Source organism: Streptomyces sp. NPDC019443 (genome assembly GCF_044389785.1).
Taxonomy (GTDB): Bacteria; Actinomycetota; Actinomycetes; order Streptomycetales; family Streptomycetaceae; genus Streptomyces.
In genome coordinates this window covers 276,548-290,935 of record NZ_JBIRYJ010000008.1, presented here as the reverse complement: position 1 = coordinate 290,935, position 14,388 = coordinate 276,548, and the positions used below count along the sequence as shown (strand labels likewise).

The 14,388-nt window shown below is 69.8% G+C and carries 11 protein-coding genes; 5 read left to right on the top strand and 6 right to left on the bottom strand.

The annotated features are described in order from the left end of the window. Positions 1–5 precede the first annotated feature (5 nt). From iolD to iolC, 4 genes are read right to left on the bottom strand one after another with little or no spacing between them, the layout of a single operon-like run. A complete protein-coding gene (iolD, locus tag ACH492_RS25465; RefSeq protein ID WP_398989987.1) occupies positions 6–1,922 on the bottom strand; it encodes a 3D-(3,5/4)-trihydroxycyclohexane-1,2-dione acylhydrolase (decyclizing) in 1,917 nt (638 codons plus the stop codon). Further along, entirely contained in the window at positions 1,919–2,809 is an 891-nt protein-coding gene (gene iolB / locus ACH492_RS25460; RefSeq protein WP_398989986.1) for a 5-deoxy-glucuronate isomerase, read from the bottom strand. Before iolB ends, iolD begins: the two co-directional genes overlap by 4 nt. Before the next feature lie 16 nt (positions 2,810–2,825). After that, positions 2,826–3,710 (bottom strand): deoxyribose-phosphate aldolase, encoded by an 885-nt coding sequence (locus ACH492_RS25455; RefSeq protein ID WP_307663403.1) that lies wholly within the window; start codon positions 3,708–3,710, stop codon positions 2,826–2,828. Beyond that, a complete protein-coding gene (iolC, locus tag ACH492_RS25450) occupies positions 3,707–4,813 on the bottom strand; it encodes a 5-dehydro-2-deoxygluconokinase (RefSeq protein ID WP_398989985.1) in 1,107 nt (368 codons plus the stop codon). Before iolC ends, ACH492_RS25455 begins: the two co-directional genes overlap by 4 nt. 129 nt (positions 4,814–4,942) lie before the next feature. On the opposite strand from iolC, the gene ACH492_RS25445 reads away from it, so the two are divergent. Beyond that, positions 4,943–5,854 (top strand): sugar phosphate isomerase/epimerase family protein, encoded by a 912-nt coding sequence (locus ACH492_RS25445; RefSeq protein ID WP_398989984.1) that lies wholly within the window; start codon positions 4,943–4,945, stop codon positions 5,852–5,854. Between the two features lie 214 nt (positions 5,855–6,068). Then, the gene (locus tag ACH492_RS25440; RefSeq protein WP_398989983.1) at positions 6,069–6,266 is read left to right on the top strand and encodes a helix-turn-helix transcriptional regulator; all 198 of its coding nucleotides are present in this window, start codon (positions 6,069–6,071) and stop codon (positions 6,264–6,266) included. A 41-nt stretch (positions 6,267–6,307) separates the two neighbouring features. Here ACH492_RS25440 and ACH492_RS25435 read toward each other — a convergent pair whose 3' ends face one another. Beyond that, positions 6,308–8,680 carry an MMPL family transporter gene (locus ACH492_RS25435; RefSeq protein ID WP_398989982.1) on the bottom strand — a complete coding sequence of 791 codons (2,373 nt, stop codon included), beginning with the start codon at positions 8,678–8,680 and terminating at the stop codon, positions 6,308–6,310. A 164-nt stretch (positions 8,681–8,844) separates the two neighbouring features. On the opposite strand from ACH492_RS25435, the gene ACH492_RS25430 reads away from it, so the two are divergent. From ACH492_RS25430 to ACH492_RS25420, 3 genes are all read left to right on the top strand, one after another. Beyond that, on the top strand, positions 8,845–9,750 hold the full coding sequence (locus tag ACH492_RS25430; RefSeq protein WP_398989981.1) for a TetR family transcriptional regulator: 906 nt from the start codon (positions 8,845–8,847) through the stop codon (positions 9,748–9,750). Positions 9,751–9,869: 119 nt separating this feature from the next. Beyond that, positions 9,870–10,181: a heavy-metal-associated domain-containing protein gene (locus ACH492_RS25425; RefSeq protein ID WP_398989980.1), complete on the top strand. Its 312-nt coding sequence runs from the start codon at positions 9,870–9,872 to the stop codon at positions 10,179–10,181. Between the two features lie 186 nt (positions 10,182–10,367). Next, positions 10,368–12,578, top strand: coding sequence for a heavy metal translocating P-type ATPase (locus ACH492_RS25420; RefSeq protein WP_398990040.1), 2,211 nt, complete (start codon positions 10,368–10,370; stop codon positions 12,576–12,578). 405 nt (positions 12,579–12,983) lie between these two features. Here the strand turns inward: ACH492_RS25420 and ACH492_RS25415 are convergent, their stop codons facing one another. Next, positions 12,984–14,273: a citrate synthase gene (locus ACH492_RS25415; RefSeq protein ID WP_398989979.1), complete on the bottom strand. Its 1,290-nt coding sequence runs from the start codon at positions 14,271–14,273 to the stop codon at positions 12,984–12,986. Positions 14,274–14,388 lie beyond the last annotated feature (115 nt).

The window sequence follows — 14,388 nt, the reverse complement described above, 5'->3', positions numbered from 1 at the left end:
CGGCGTCACAGATGGCGGCGTCGGGCTGCGACCTGCCGGTCGTACTCCTCCCGGGCCTTGACCGCCGACGGCCGGGTCGCGGTCTCGGCCACCGGAACATCCCACCACGCCTGCGCGGGAGGCGCGCCCGACACAGTGTCTGCCGTTTCGGTCTCGACGTAGACACCTGTGGGAACGTCTGCCGCCCGTGCCTCGGCGAGCGCTTCGCGCAGGTCACGCACCGTCTTGGCGCGGATCACGCGCATCCCCAGCGAGGCGGCGTTGGCGGCCAGGTCGACGGGGAGCGGGGCGCCGGTGTACGTACCGTCGTCGGCACGGTGGCGGTAGGCGGTGCCGAAGCGCTCCGCACCCACCGACTCGGAGAGGCCTCCGATGGAGGCGTACCCGTGGTTCTGCAGGATCACCACTTTGATCGGGATGTTCTCCTGGACTGCGGTGACGATTTCGGTGGGGTTCATCAGATACGTACCGTCGCCGACGAGCGCCCAGACGGGCCGTCCGGGCGCGGCCATCCCCACGCCGATGGCCGCGGGGATCTCGTATCCCATGCAGGAGTAGCCGTACTCGACGTGGTACTGGTCGGCGGAACGCGCCCGCCACAGCTTGTGCAGGTCTCCCGGGAGCGAGCCCGCGGCGTTGATCACGATGTCGTCGCCGGTGACCAGCGTGTCCAGTACGCCGAGCACCTGGGGCTGGGTGGGGCGGGTGTCCAGGTCCTCCGCCTCGTACGCGGCGTCGACGCGGTGCTCCCAGCGCTCTTTGTCGTCGGCGTACTCCGTCTCGTACGCGGGCTCCACATGGAAGCGCGTGCCCAGCGCACCGGCCAGCTCCTCCAGGGCGGTGCGGGCATCCGCGACGAGTGAGAGTCCGGACATCTTGTGGGCGTCGAAGGCGGTGATGTTGATGTTCAGGAACCGGACGGCCGGGTTCTGGAAGAGGGTCGCGGAGGCGGTGGTGAAGTCGGACCAGCGAGTGCCGACGCCGATCACCAGATCGGCGGTACGAGCCAGTTCGTCGGCCGTGGCGGTGCCGGTGTGGCCGATGCCGCCGACGTCGCAGGGGTGGTCGTGGGGCAGCGAGCCCTTGCCCGCCTGGGTGGAGGCGACCGGGATACCGGTCGCGTCGGCGAAGGACCGCAGGGCTTCCTCGGCCTCGCTGTGGTGAACGCCGCCGCCCACGACGATCAGGGGGCGGCGGGCCGCGGTCAGCACACGGCGCGCGGCGTCGAGCGCGTCCAGGTCGGGCCGGGGCCGGCGCACCTGCCAGACGCGCTCGGCGAAGAACTCCTCCGGCCAGTCGTACGCCTCGGCCTGTACGTCCTGCGGCAGCGCGAGTGTGACCGCGCCGGTGGCGGCGGGGTCGGCAAGCACACGCATGGCCTGAAGGGCGGCCGGGATCAGCGCCTCGGGACGGGTGACGCGGTCGAAGTAGCGCGAGACGGGGCGCAGCGCGTCGTTGACCGACACATCGCCTGCGTACGGGAGTTCAAGCTGCTGGAGGACCGGGTCGGCGGGGCGGGTCGCGAACACGTCGCCGGGCAGCAGCAGGACCGGCAGCCGGTTGATGGTGGCGAGCGCGGCGCCGGTGACGAGATTGGTCGCGCCGGGGCCGATGGAGGTGGTGACGGCGTGGGCGGAGAGGCGGCGGGACTGGCGGGCGTAGCCGACGGCGGCGTGCACCATGGCCTGTTCGTTGCGGCCCTGGAAGTACGGCATGCCGGTGGCGGGTGTGGCGGACATGGCCGACGCGGCGGACGCGCCGGACTCGAGGAGCGCCTGTCCGAGTCCGGCGACATTGCCATGGCCGAAGATGCCCCAGGTGGCGTTGATCAGGCGGTGGCGGCGGCCGTCGCGCTCGGTGTACTGGCGGGCCAGGAAGGTGACGAGGGCCTGGGCGACGGTGAGTCGGCGCGTACTGCTCATCGGGGGCCTTCCTTGGCGTCGGCTTCGTACAGGGGCAGTCGGGAGTCGACGGGCTGCGTCGGCCAGGTGTCGCGGATCCAGCCGTGGTCCGGGTGGTCGCAGATCAGCCACTCGCGCTTGTCGCCCGGGCCGGCCATGACGTTCAGGTAGTACATGTCGCGGCCGGGCGCGGCGATGGACGGGCCGTGCCAGCCGTCGGGGATCAGGACGGCGTCGCCGCTGCGGACTTCGGCGAGGACGTCCGTACCGCCGGGCCGGGACGGGGAGACCCGGTGGTAGCCCATGCCGCCGCGGTCGATCTCGAAGTAGTAGATCTCCTCGAGCTCGGACTCGACGCCCGGGCGGTGCTCGTCGTGCTTGTGCGGCGGGTACGAGGACCAGTTGCCGCCAGGGGTGAGTACCTCGACCGCGATCAGCTTGTCGCAGGCGAAGGTGTCCGCGGCCGCGAAATTGTTGACCTGGCGCGAGCAGTTGCCCGAGCCGCGGAGCTCGACCGGTACCTCCGGCGCGGGGCCGTAGCGAGCGGGGAGTCGTCGCTCGCACTTCGCTCCTGCCAGGGCGAAGCGGCCTCCCGCACCGGAGGTGATCTGTGCATGGGCATCGCGCGGTACGTAGGCGAAGTCCGTCACTCCGCCGAACACGCTTTCCCTGCCCTGCAGTTCAAAGATCTCGCCTTGCGTCTGCACCGTGCAACCGCCGGTGAGCGGCAGCACGATCCACTCACTTTCCCCGGCGGCGAGGGAGTGTGAGCCGCCGGGCTCCAGCTCCAGTACACGGAGGCTGGAGTAACCCCAGCCGGCCTGCTCGGGGTCGATCCGGAGGGCGTAGGGACCGCTCACCGCGCTTCCCGCCGGCACGTACTGCTTCTGGTCGTCGTGGTCGCTCATGACTTCTCCGTACCCCCTACAGCAGTCCGACGGCCGTATCGACCGCCCCGGCAACGTCTCCGTCGACCGGATAGAGCAGCGAGCGTCCCACCACGAGTCCCTGCACGGTGGGCAGTTGCAGCGCACCACGCCATTTCTCGTATGCGCCGTGCTGGTCGTCGCCGATCTCGCCCCCGAGAAGGACCGCGGGCAGGGTCGAGGTCTCCATCACCGCCGCCATGTCGTCGGGGTCGTCGGTGACGGGGACCTTCAGCCAGGAGTACGCGGAGGTGCCGGCCAGCCCGGACGCGATGGCGATCGACCGGGTGACTGCTTCGGCGCTGAGATCGTTGCGGAGCAGGCCGTCGATCCGGTGACAGATGAACGGTTCTATGAATACGGGAAGCTGACGCGCAGCCATCTCGTCGACGGCGCGGGCGGTGGAGTGCAGCGTGTCGAGGGAGGCGGGGTCCTGGTAGTCGATACGGAGCAGCAGCTTGCCCGCGTCGAATCCGAGCCGGTCCAGGTCCTGGGCGCGGTGTCCGGTGAACCGGTCATCGAGCTCGAACGCGGCGCCCGCGAGGCCCCCGCGGTTCATCGAACCCATGACGACCTTGTCGTCGAGAGCGCCGAGGAGGAGCAGGTCGTCGAGGATGTCGGCGGTGGCGAGGACGCCGTCGACGCCGGGACGGGAGAGGGCCAGGCAGAGCCGTTCGAGCAGATCGAGCCGGTTGGCCATGGCGAAGCGGCGGTCCCCTACGGCGAGGGCACCGCGGGCGGGGTGGTCGGCGGCGATGATCATCAGGCGCCCGCTGTCGCCGATGAGCCGCGGTCGCCTGCGCCGCCGGGTGGCGGCCTCGGCGACGGCCTCGGGATGGCGGGTGCGGATCCCGACGAGCTCGGCGATGTCGACGCGGCTCACGAAGCGGCTCCGGGCGGGGGTGTGTCGCCGGGCAGGTACGGCGCGGCGGGTATCGGGACCGGGGACGGCGGGGACGACGCGCTGGGCGACGGGGTCGGGGACGACGCGGCGGACGGGGACGGCGCTGCGGGCGACGGGGTCGGGGACGGCGGGACCGGGCCGCCGGTCAGGACCTGGTCGACCTCTGTGGCGTACGGCATCGCGGTGGAGCAGGCGAGGCGGGCCGCGACGATGGCTCCGGCGGCGTTGGCGTACCGCATGATGCGTTCCAACTCCCACCCGGAGAGCAGCCCGTGGCACAGCGCCCCGCCGAACGCGTCCCCGGCACCAAGCCCGTTGACCACCTCGACGGGGACGGGCGGGACCTCGGTCTGCGTCCCGTCCCGGTGTACGGCGAGGACACCTTTGGGGCCCTGCTTGACGACGGCGAGCTCGACCCCGGCGGCCAGGAGCGCGCGGGCCGCGGCGTACGGCTCGCGCTCGCCGGTGGCGATCTCGCACTCCTCCAGATTGCCGACGGCGACCGTGGCGTGCGCCAGCGCCTCGGCGTAGTACGGCCGCGCCTCGGCCGGGTCCCCCCAGAACATCGGCCGCCAGTCGAGGTCGAAGACGGTGATGCCGGACCGGTCCCGGTGGGCGAGCGCGGCCAGCGTCGCCGTACGGCTCGGCTCCGCGCACAGGCCGGTCCCGGTCATCCAGAAGACGCGCGCCGCGCGGATCTCCGCGAGGTCCAGCTCGTGCTCATGGATCTCGAGGTCGGGGGCCTTCGGCTGCCGGTAGAAGTAGAGCGGGAAGTCGTCCGGCGGGAAGATCTCGCAGAAGGTGACCGGGGTCGGATAGGCGGCGACCGCGGTCACCCAGCGGTCGTCGACCCCGAACTCCCCCAGCGCCTGGTGGACATAGTCCCCGAAGGCGTCCTGGCCGGTGCGGGTGATCACCGCCGTCCGCCGGCCGAGCCTGGCCGCCCCGACCGCGACATTCGTGGCCGAGCCGCCGAGGAACTTCCCGAACGTGTCGACCTGCGCCAACGGGACCCCGGTTCGCAGCGGATAAAGGTCCACCCCGATCCGGCCCATCGTGATCACGTCGTACGGCTGAGGCATGCGCGTCCCTTCGGTTCGACGCCGGCTGTCCCCAGGTGTAGTGCTCCTTCCTGAACCCTGTCAACATTTTGTCCTTACATTCGGACGAAGGCTTGACACCCTTCCTCGGCGGCCGGAAAGCTCGTCCGCATGACCTCATCCGTCCCCTCCCTGAACCGCATCCGGGTCGGCTCGGCCCCCGACTCCTGGGGGGTGTGGTTCCCCGACGACCCTCAGCAGGTTCCCTGGCAACGCTTCCTCGACGAGGTCGCGAGTGCCGGTTACGAATGGATCGAGCTCGGCCCGTACGGCTATCTCCCGAGCGACCCCGACCGCCTCACCGAGGAGACCGCCCGGCGCGGCCTGAAGGTCTCGGCGGGAACGGTCTTCACCGGGCTGCACCACGGGCCGGCCGTCTGGGACAAGACCTGGGCGCACGTCTCCGACATCGCGGCACTGACCCGGGCCATGGGCGCGGAGCATCTGGTCGTCATCCCCTCCTTCTGGCGCGACGACAAAACGGGCCAGGTGCTGGAGGACCGCACCCTCACCCCCGCGCAGTGGCGCGATCTCACCGCCCAGACCGAACGGCTGGGCCGCGAGGTGCGCGAGCGGTACGGACTGAAGATCGTCGTCCATCCGCACGCGGACACCCATATCGACAGCGAGGAGAACGTCAGCCGGTTCCTCGACGCCACCGATCCCGAACTGGTCTCCCTGTGCCTGGACACCGGGCACTACGCCTACTGCGGCGGCGACAGCATCAAGTTGATCGAGACCTACGGGGAGCGGATCGGCTACCTCCATCTCAAGCAGGTGGACCCGGAGATCCTCGCCGAAGTCGTCGCGGACGAGGTGCCGTTCGGTCCTGCGGTCGGCCGGGGCGTGATGTGCGAACCGCCGACCGGGGTACCCGCGCTGGAGCCCGTACTGGCCGCGGCCCAGGCGCTGGACGTCGAACTCTTCGCCATCGTCGAGCAGGACATGTACCCCTGCCCGCCGGACAAGCCCTTCCCGATCGCCCGGCGGACCCGTGGTTTCCTGCGCTCTTGTGGCGCCTGACGCGAACACGCCACTTCCGTGCGGGTTGTTGCCGCCTCATTACGCATGTCCCCGTTTTGCGAGTCTTCCGTCACAGTCGATCAACAGCCCCTCCCCTCGCTCCCCTCGCAGTCGTTCAACGGGTACAGCTCAGTGATCGCCAGCGTCCGCGCTGCAGCTCCCCCGACGGCCCCCCGCGCCGCCGCTGCCGCGCACGCACGGAGGTGCCACACAGATGACGGACAGAAAACTCTGGTCCTACAAGGACATCGCCGCGCACATCCGGGTGCAGCCGGACACGGTCCGCTCCTATCGCAAGCACGGCCTTCTCCCGCCGCCCGACCATGTGGAGGCGGGGAAGCCCTACTGGTACGCGGACACGATCCGCATCTGGGTGGCCAATCGCCCCGGGAACAGGAGCCGCAGGAACTGAGCACCGCGCGAGGCGAGCCCTGGAGTGAGCGGTCTGCGGTCTCAGGCCCTGACGCTGTCCCGCGCCCCGTCCGGGTCCGGCTTCGGCTCTGAGCCCGGGTCAGGGTCCGGCTTCAGCTCCGAGTCCGGCTCTGAGCCCGGGTCCCGCTTCGGCTCCGACTCCGGTTGCGAGTCCGACCCCGAGTCCGAATCCGGCCGCGGTGGCGCGGGCTGCGATATCTCCCCCTCGCTCAGCCCGAATCGCTGATGGAACCGGCGCAGCGGGCCGGGCGCCCACCAGGTCGAGGCGCCCATCAGCTTCATCACCGAGGGGACGAGCAGGCTGCGGACCACCATGGCGTCCATCAGCACTGCCAGCGCGATTCCGAGACCGAGCATCTTCGTGTTGGTCACCCGTGAGGTGCCTATGCCCACCATCACGACCGCGAGGATCACGGCCGCCGCGGTGATCAGCCCGCCCGTGCGCTGGAGGCCGAATCTCACCGCCTGCTCATGGTCGTGGGTGCGGTCGTACTCCTCCTTGATGCGGGAGAGCAGAAAGACGCCGTAGTCCATGGAGAGCCCGAAGGCGATGCAGAACATCAGCACAGGCAGCGTCGTCTCTATGTCACCGGTGGAGGTGAAGGCGAGCAGCCCAGAGAGATTGCCGTCCTGGAAGACCCAGACGACCGCGCCGAACATCGCCGTCAGACTCAGGGCGTTGAGCACGACCGCCTGGATCGGGATCAGCACACTGCCGGTGAGCAGGAAGACCAACAGCAGGGTCACCACGGCGATGATGGCGAGCGCCAGCGGCAGCCGGTCGGCGATGGCGGCCTTGGAGTCCTCCAGCACCGCGGCCCTGCCCGTCACCGAGGTCTCGAACGGGGCCGGGACGTCGCGCAGTTCATGGACGAGCTGCTGCGCCTCCTCCCCCACCGCCTCGCCCTTGGGCTGCACTGTGAAGTAGGCGGTTCCACCGGAGGTAACGGGACCGTCGACCCGCAGCACCCCCGGAAGGGCGGCGATGCGGTCGCGGTATTCGGCGTACGCGGCGGGCTTCGTCGCGGCTTCGCCGGAGTCCGCCTCCTGGGCAACCACCGCGAGGCCGCCGGCCGGGCTGCCGGGGAAGCCGTCCCGTATCTGCTGCTGGACCACATGGGACTCGGCGGTCGACGGCAGCTGGCGATCGTCGGGGGTGCCGAACTTGACGCCCAGGAAGGGCAGTCCGAGCAGCACCAGACCGAAGACGGTGGCGAAGGCGAAGAGCGGAGCCCGGCGCATCACCAGGGCCGCGACCCTGGCCCACCCGGCGCCGGTCGCTTCCCTGTCCGCGCCCGCCTCTTCGGACGATGCGCCGCCCTTGCCCCGGCCACGCCGGAAGAGGCGGCGCAGATCCAGCGCATTGACCCGGTGACCCAGGAGCATCAGGGCGGCCGGCAGCAGGATCAGCGCGGCGGCCGCGGCAAGCAGCACCACCGCGATCCCGGCGTAGGCGAAGGAGCGCAGGAAGTACTGCGGGAAGACCAGCATCGCCGCCAGCGACACGGCCACGGTCAGAGCGGAGAAGAGAACCGTGCGGCCCGCGGTGCGCAGGGTGATGCCCACCGCCTCCCGCACCTCGGCCCCCGCCGCCAGCTCCTCCCGGAATCTGCGCACGATGAACAGGGCATAGTCGATGGCGAGTCCGAGGCCCAGCGCCGTGGTGAGGTTCTGCGCGAACACCGAGACATCGGCGAACTCGGTGATGCCGCGCAGCACGGCATTCGTCCCCAGGATGGCGACAATGCCGACGCCCAGCGGGAGCAGTGCCGCGATCGCGCTGCCGAAGACCATCACCAGCAGCACCAGCGTCACCGGCAGGGCGATCAGCTCGGCCCGCAGCAGGTCCTCCTGGATGATCGTCGTCATCTCGTGCTGCACGGCGACGGGGCCGCCGATCGAGACCTCCACCGGGCCGTGCGCACCCCTGAAGTCGGGCGCGATCCGCTCCAGCACCTCGGCCCTGGCCTTCTCGTCGCCCTCGATCCGGGCAGCTATCAGCGCCTGCCGGCCGTCCTCGGCGCGCAGCGCGGGTGAGCCGGTCTGCCAGTACGAACCGACACCCGTGACGTCCTTCTCGGCGGCGAGGTGCTCCGCCAGCCGCCGCCCCTCGGCTGCGACCGCCGGGGCGTCCACGCTCGCCCGCCCGCTGTCCACGAGGAGCAGCAGATTCGGCTGCGATGCGGGGAACTCCCGCTCCAGCGCGGCCGTCGCATACGTCGACTCGGCAGCCGGGTCCTCCCAGCCGCCACTGCCCATGCGCTCGGCGACCCCGCTGCCGGCGAACACGGCGAGTGCGGTGAGCACCAGGGCGGCCAGCAGGGAGAGCCGCGGCCGCGCGGTGACGAAGCGGGTCCATCCCCCGACCGGCGGCGGGCTGTTGACTTCGGACATGGTGCGGTGTCCCCTTCACCGTGGCCCATGCGCAGGCTTCCCGGCAGGCAGCATGAGTCGACCATTGCCATAGACTGGCAAACACGAGCCATCGCTCGCATTAATCAAGAATGCGAGCGACCACTCGCGTTTGTCAACCGCACCAGGAAAGCTGGGGATTTCACGTGCCGCAGCCCACGACGCCGGAGCCCGCCGCGACGACTGCCACCGGTGCGGCCGCCGCGGCCGAGGGAACGTCCGGACCGGCCTCGACCACAGGGACCAGCAGCGTCTCCGGGACCGGCGGCACCTCCGGGAGCAGCAGGACCTCCGGGACCAGCAGCACCTCCGGGGCCAGCAGCACCTCCGGGACCAGCAGCACCTCCAGGAGCAGCAGTGCCTCCGGGGCCGCCAAAGCCACCGGGACAGCCTCCGGGGCCGCCAAGCCGCGCCGCCGTCAGGCCCGTGGCGAGCGCCGTATCGCCCAGCTCCTCGAAGCCGCCGCAAACGTCTTCTGCAGCAGCGGCTACACCGCCGCCAGTACCAACGCCATCGCCCGCGAGGCCGGCGTCTCCCCAGGCACGCTCTACCAGTTCTTCCCGAACAAGGAGGCCATCGCCGTCGAGCTCGGCGGCCGGCTCCTCGATCAGTGGCGCGAGTCCCACGGCGCAGCCCTGACCGCCGCCAACCTCAACCTCCCGCTCGATGAGCTGCTCGACGCGGTCCTCGATCCACTCTTCGCGTTCAACCACGAGAACCCGGCCTTCGCCGTCCTGATGCACGGCCCCGACATCCCCGGCCAGATCACCCAGGAGTTCAACGCCCTGCACGCTGGGCTGCTCACCCGGATCGAGGAGATCATCGCGGGCTACCTCCCCGACGCCCCGCCCGCCGAGCTCTCCCGCACGGCCGCCACGATCTTCGCCATCTTCAAGGCCGGCCTGGATCTGGTCCTCACCCACGAGGGCGAGGAGCGGCAGGCGTACATCACGGAGGTCAAGAAGGTCATGTTCGGGTACCTGAACCCGATCGTCGGCGAAGCCGTGCTCGCCACCACGGAGCGGCGAAACGCGGCGCCCGGTTCGCATTAATACCCCCTAGGGGTATAGTCTGACGAGTGTCGGGGCGCTACGGCATTCCCCCGCCTCTCCGGCACCATGACCTCGTACGTGTACCCAGTACGTGTTTCACCCTCGAAGAGGAGAACGCCATGACCGCCGAGACGAAGACCGAGACCGCCCAGGCGACCGGCTCCTGCTGCTCGTCCACCGGCTCCTGTCACGACGGCGCGGCCGACGTCCGGATCGGTGGCGTCACCACGGTCTACCAGGTCAACGGCATGACCTGCGGCCACTGCGAGGGCGCCGTCGCCGACGAGCTCTCCGAGCTGCCGGGCGTCACTTCCGTGAAGGCGGTCGCCGCAAGCGGCCAGGTGACGGTGGTCTCCGATACCCCGCTCGACGAGACGGCCGTGCGCGAGGCCGTGGACGAGGCCGGATACGAACTCGTCGGCCAGGCCTGAGACCGGGCACCCAGCGCCCAGCACCGCGCACCCAGCTCCGGGCACCGCGCCCGCTTCTGCAAAGCCCTCCCGCCGGGCCGTGCCCGACCACAGTCCGATGCTGGTCGTGTACGGCCCGGCGGCGCCCGTTGTGGAGATGGAGTCCTGAACGTGGAAACCTCCCAGGTCGAGCTCACCATCGGCGGGATGACCTGCGCCTCCTGCGCCGCCCGCGTCGAGAAGAAGCTCAACCGCATGGACGGCGTCAGCGCCACGGTCAACTATGCGACCGAGAAGGCGAAGGTCTCCTACCCGCACGGGCTTGAGATCGCCGACCTCATCGCCTCCGTCGTCAAGACCGGCTACACGGCCGAGCGGCCCCCGCCGCCCGAGCCGGAGCCGGACCCCGCTCCCGGCGCGACCTCCGACGCGGCTCCCGCGGCCCTCGCGGCACACGTCGACCCGGAGTCCGTCGCCCTCCGTCAGCGCCTCACCGTCTCAGCCCTGCTCGCGATACCCGTCGTCCTCATGGCGATGATCCCCACCCTCCAGTTCGACAACTGGCAGTGGCTCTCCCTCACCCTCGCCGCCCCCGTCGTCGTCTGGGGCGCCCTCCCCTTCCACCGGGCCACCTGGACCAATCTCCGGCACGGCGCGGCCACCATGGACACTCTCATCTCCGTCGGCACGCTCGCCGCCTTCGGCTGGTCGCTCTGGGCGCTGTTCCTCGGCCACGCGGGCATGCCCGGCATGCGGCACGGCTTCGACCTCACCGTCTCGCGCACCGATGCCTCCTCGACGATCTATCTCGAAGTCGCCGCGGGCGTCACTACCTTCCTCCTCCTCGGCCGCTATCTGGAGGCCCGCTCCAAGCGGAAGGCGGGCGCGGCCCTGCGCGCCCTGATGGAGCTGGGCGCCAAGGACGTCGCCGTGCTGCGCGACGGTACGGAGCTACGGATTCCAGTCGGCCGGCTCGCGGTCGGCGACCGGTTCGTCGTACGCCCCGGAGAAAAGATCGCCACCGACGGCACGGTCGTCGATGGCGCCTCCGCCGTCGACGCCTCGATGCTGACCGGCGAGTCGGTGCCGCTGGATGTGGCCGCGGGCGACCCGGTCACCGGCGGCTGCGTCAACACCGCCGGCCGTCTCGTCGTCGAGGCCACCCGGGTCGGCGCGGACACCCAACTCGCCCGGATCGCCCGACTGGTCGAGGACGCCCAGAACGGCAAGGCCGACGTGCAGCGCCTCGCCGACCGGATCTCGGCCGTCTTCGTACCCGTCGTCCTGGTGATCGCCCTCGGCACCCTGACCGGCTGGCTGCTGACCACCTCGGACGCGACCGCGGCCTTCACCGCCGCCGTCGCCGTACTGATCATCGCCTGCCCTTGCGCCCTCGGCCTGGCGACGCCGACCGCCCTCATGGTCGGCACCGGCCGCGGCGCCCAGCTCGGCATCCTCATCAAGGGCCCCGAGGTCCTCGAGTCGACCCGCCGGGTCGACACCGTCGTCCTGGACAAGACGGGGACGGTCACCACGGGCCGGATGAGCCTTCAGAGCGTGTACATCTCCGAAACCGCCGATGCGGATGAACTGCTTCGCTTCGTCGGCGCACTGGAGCACGCGTCGGAGCATCCCATCGCCCGCGCTGTCGCAGCGGGAGCGGAGGAGCGCGTCGGCACCCTGCCCGTGCCGATGGCTTTCGAGAACGTCCCGGGCCTCGGCGTACGAGGCGTCGTCGACGGACACCAGGTGATGGTCGGGCGCGCACAGCTGTTCGAGAACGCCGGGGTGGAGCTGCCCCCCGAGCTGAAGGCCGCCGCCACGGAGGGACGTACCGCCGTCTTCGCCGCCCGGGACGGCAAGGCGCTCGGCGTGCTCACCGTCGCCGACGCGGTCAAGGACACCAGCGCCGAGGCGGTGACGCTGCTGCGCGGCCTCGGTCTCACCCCGGTGCTGCTGACCGGCGACAGCAAGGCGGTCGCCGATGCTGTCGCTGCCGAGGTCGGCATCGACGAGGTGTATGCCGAGGTCATGCCCGAGGAGAAGGTGGATGTGGTCAGGCGTCTCCAGGCGCAGGGCCGCATCGTCGCCATGGTGGGTGACGGGGTCAATGACGCGGCCGCTCTGGCCACCGCCGACCTGGGCCTGGCGATGGGCACAGGCACGGACGCGGCCATAGAGGCCGGTGACCTGACGCTCGTACGGGGGGACCTGAGGGCTGCGGCCGACGCGATCCGTCTCGCCCGTCGGACACTGACGTCAATCAAGGGCAATATTTTCTGGGCTTTCGGCTACAACGTCGCCGCACTGCCTCTTGCGGCATCAGGCCTGCTCAACCCCATGATCGCTGGTTTCGCTATGGCCTTTTCGTCCGTATTTGTGGTAGCCAACAGCCTGCGTCTGCGCTCCTTCAGGTGACTACAAGTGGGGCACAAGACCTTCACAAAGAGACCTAGATCACAGATATTTAGGGGTAACCATTCAGGCTCCTCGCGAGTCTAAATTGGCGATGCCGAGAACGTCTTGGGGGACGTTCATGGGATGTCTTGGGGGACGTCCCAGGCAAGCGTTGGCCGGGGCACGTGCCCGGGGAGCTTTGAGCGGCCCTCCCGTGCGTACGTACCCCGGCAGACCGCGTGAGGAGCTTCTGCAGCCAGCAGACGCCCGGCCGGATCCCGTGGGGGGAATCCGCTCCGGGGATATGGGAAGCGCCCCGCCCGCCGACCCGTGGGGGGATCGGCAGCGGGGCGCTTTCCGCTGTCTGTGCCTGCGACAGGACCGGTCACGAGGCGCGGACGCGCCCCGCGTGCCGGAATCCTGGTCTCAGCGGGCCTCGACCGGGACGAAGTCGCGCAGGACCTCGCCGGTGTAGATCTGGCGCGGACGGCCGATGCGGGAACCCGGCTCCTTGATCATCTCGTGCCACTGGGCAATCCAGCCGGGCAGCCGGCCGATCGCGAAGAGCACGGTGAACATCTCGGTCGGGAAGCCCATGGCCCGGTAGATCAGGCCCGTGTAGAAGTCCACGTTCGGGTAGAGGTTGCGCGAGACGAAGTAGTCGTCGGAGAGCGCGTGCTCCTCCAGCTTCAGCGCGATGTCGAGCAGCTCGTCGGACTTGCCGAGCGCCGAAAGAACATCGTGCGCCGCGGCCTTGATGATCTTCGCCCTCGGGTCGAAGCTCTTGTAGACGCGGTGGCCGAAGCCCATCAGACGGACGCCGTCCTCCTTGTTCTTCACCTTGCGGATGAAGGAGTCGACGTCGCCGCCAGTGGCCTGGATACCCTCGAGCATCTCCAGGACCGACTGGTTTGCGCCACCGTGCAGCGGGCCCCACAGGGCGCTGATACCGGCGGAGATCGAGGCGAACATGTTCGCCTGCGAGGAGCCGACCAGACGCACGGTGGAGGTCGAGCAGTTCTGCTCGTGGTCCGCGTGCAGGATCAGCAGCTTGTCGAGCGCGGCGACCACGACCGGGTCCAGGTCGTACTCCTGGGCGGGGACCGAGAAAGTCATCCGCAGGAAGTTCTCCACGTACCCGAGGTCGTTGCGCGGGTAGACGAACGGGTGGCCGATCGACTTCTTGTACGCATACGCCGCGATCGTCGGCAGCTTGGCCAGCAGCCGGACCGTGGAGAGGTGGCGCTGCTTCTCGTCGAACGGGTTATGGCTGTCCTGGTAGAACGTCGACAGTGCGCTGACCACGGAGGACAGCATCGCCATCGGGTGCGCGTCGCGCGGGAATCCGCCGTAGAACCGCTTGACGTCCTCGTGCAGCAGCGTGTGCTGGGTGATCTCACCCCGGAAGCTGGAAAGCTCGTCGACCGTCGGAAGCTCGCCGTTGATCAGCAGGTACGCCACCTCGAGGAAGGTGGAGCGCTCGGCCAGCTGCTCGATGGGGTAGCCGCGGTAGCGCAGGATGCCCTTCTCGCCGTCGAGGTAGGTGACCGCGGATTTATAGGCGGCGGTATTGCCGTATCCACTGTCCAGGGTCACCAGACCGGTCTGGGCTCGGAGCTTCCCGATGTCGAAGCCCTTGTCACCGACGGTGCTGTCGACCACCGGGTAGGTGTATTCACCGTCCGCGTACCGCAGTACTACAGAGTTGTCGCTCACGTCATCCCTCACCGACGTAGTGCCTCTTCTTCGAGGTGCCCTGACTGTCTCTACCATCCCCCATTTGGCTGAGGAGAGTGCACTCGGGGTCGACCATTGGGCCTATCGGCGGCAC

Coding starts and splice junctions, on each gene's coding strand:
- iolC (WP_398989985.1), bottom strand. CDS start 4,813: ATGCCTCAGCCGTACGACGTGATCACGATGGGCCGGATCGGGGTGGAC.
- ACH492_RS25435 (WP_398989982.1), bottom strand. CDS start 8,680: ATGTCCGAAGTCAACAGCCCGCCGCCGGTCGGGGGATGGACCCGCTTC.
- ACH492_RS25440 (WP_398989983.1), top strand. CDS start 6,069: ATGACGGACAGAAAACTCTGGTCCTACAAGGACATCGCCGCGCACATC.
- iolD (WP_398989987.1), bottom strand. CDS start 1,922: ATGAGCAGTACGCGCCGACTCACCGTCGCCCAGGCCCTCGTCACCTTC.
- ACH492_RS25420 (WP_398990040.1), top strand. CDS start 10,368: ATGACCTGCGCCTCCTGCGCCGCCCGCGTCGAGAAGAAGCTCAACCGC.
- ACH492_RS25445 (WP_398989984.1), top strand. CDS start 4,943: ATGACCTCATCCGTCCCCTCCCTGAACCGCATCCGGGTCGGCTCGGCC.
- ACH492_RS25425 (WP_398989980.1), top strand. CDS start 9,870: ATGACCGCCGAGACGAAGACCGAGACCGCCCAGGCGACCGGCTCCTGC.
- iolB (WP_398989986.1), bottom strand. CDS start 2,809: ATGAGCGACCACGACGACCAGAAGCAGTACGTGCCGGCGGGAAGCGCG.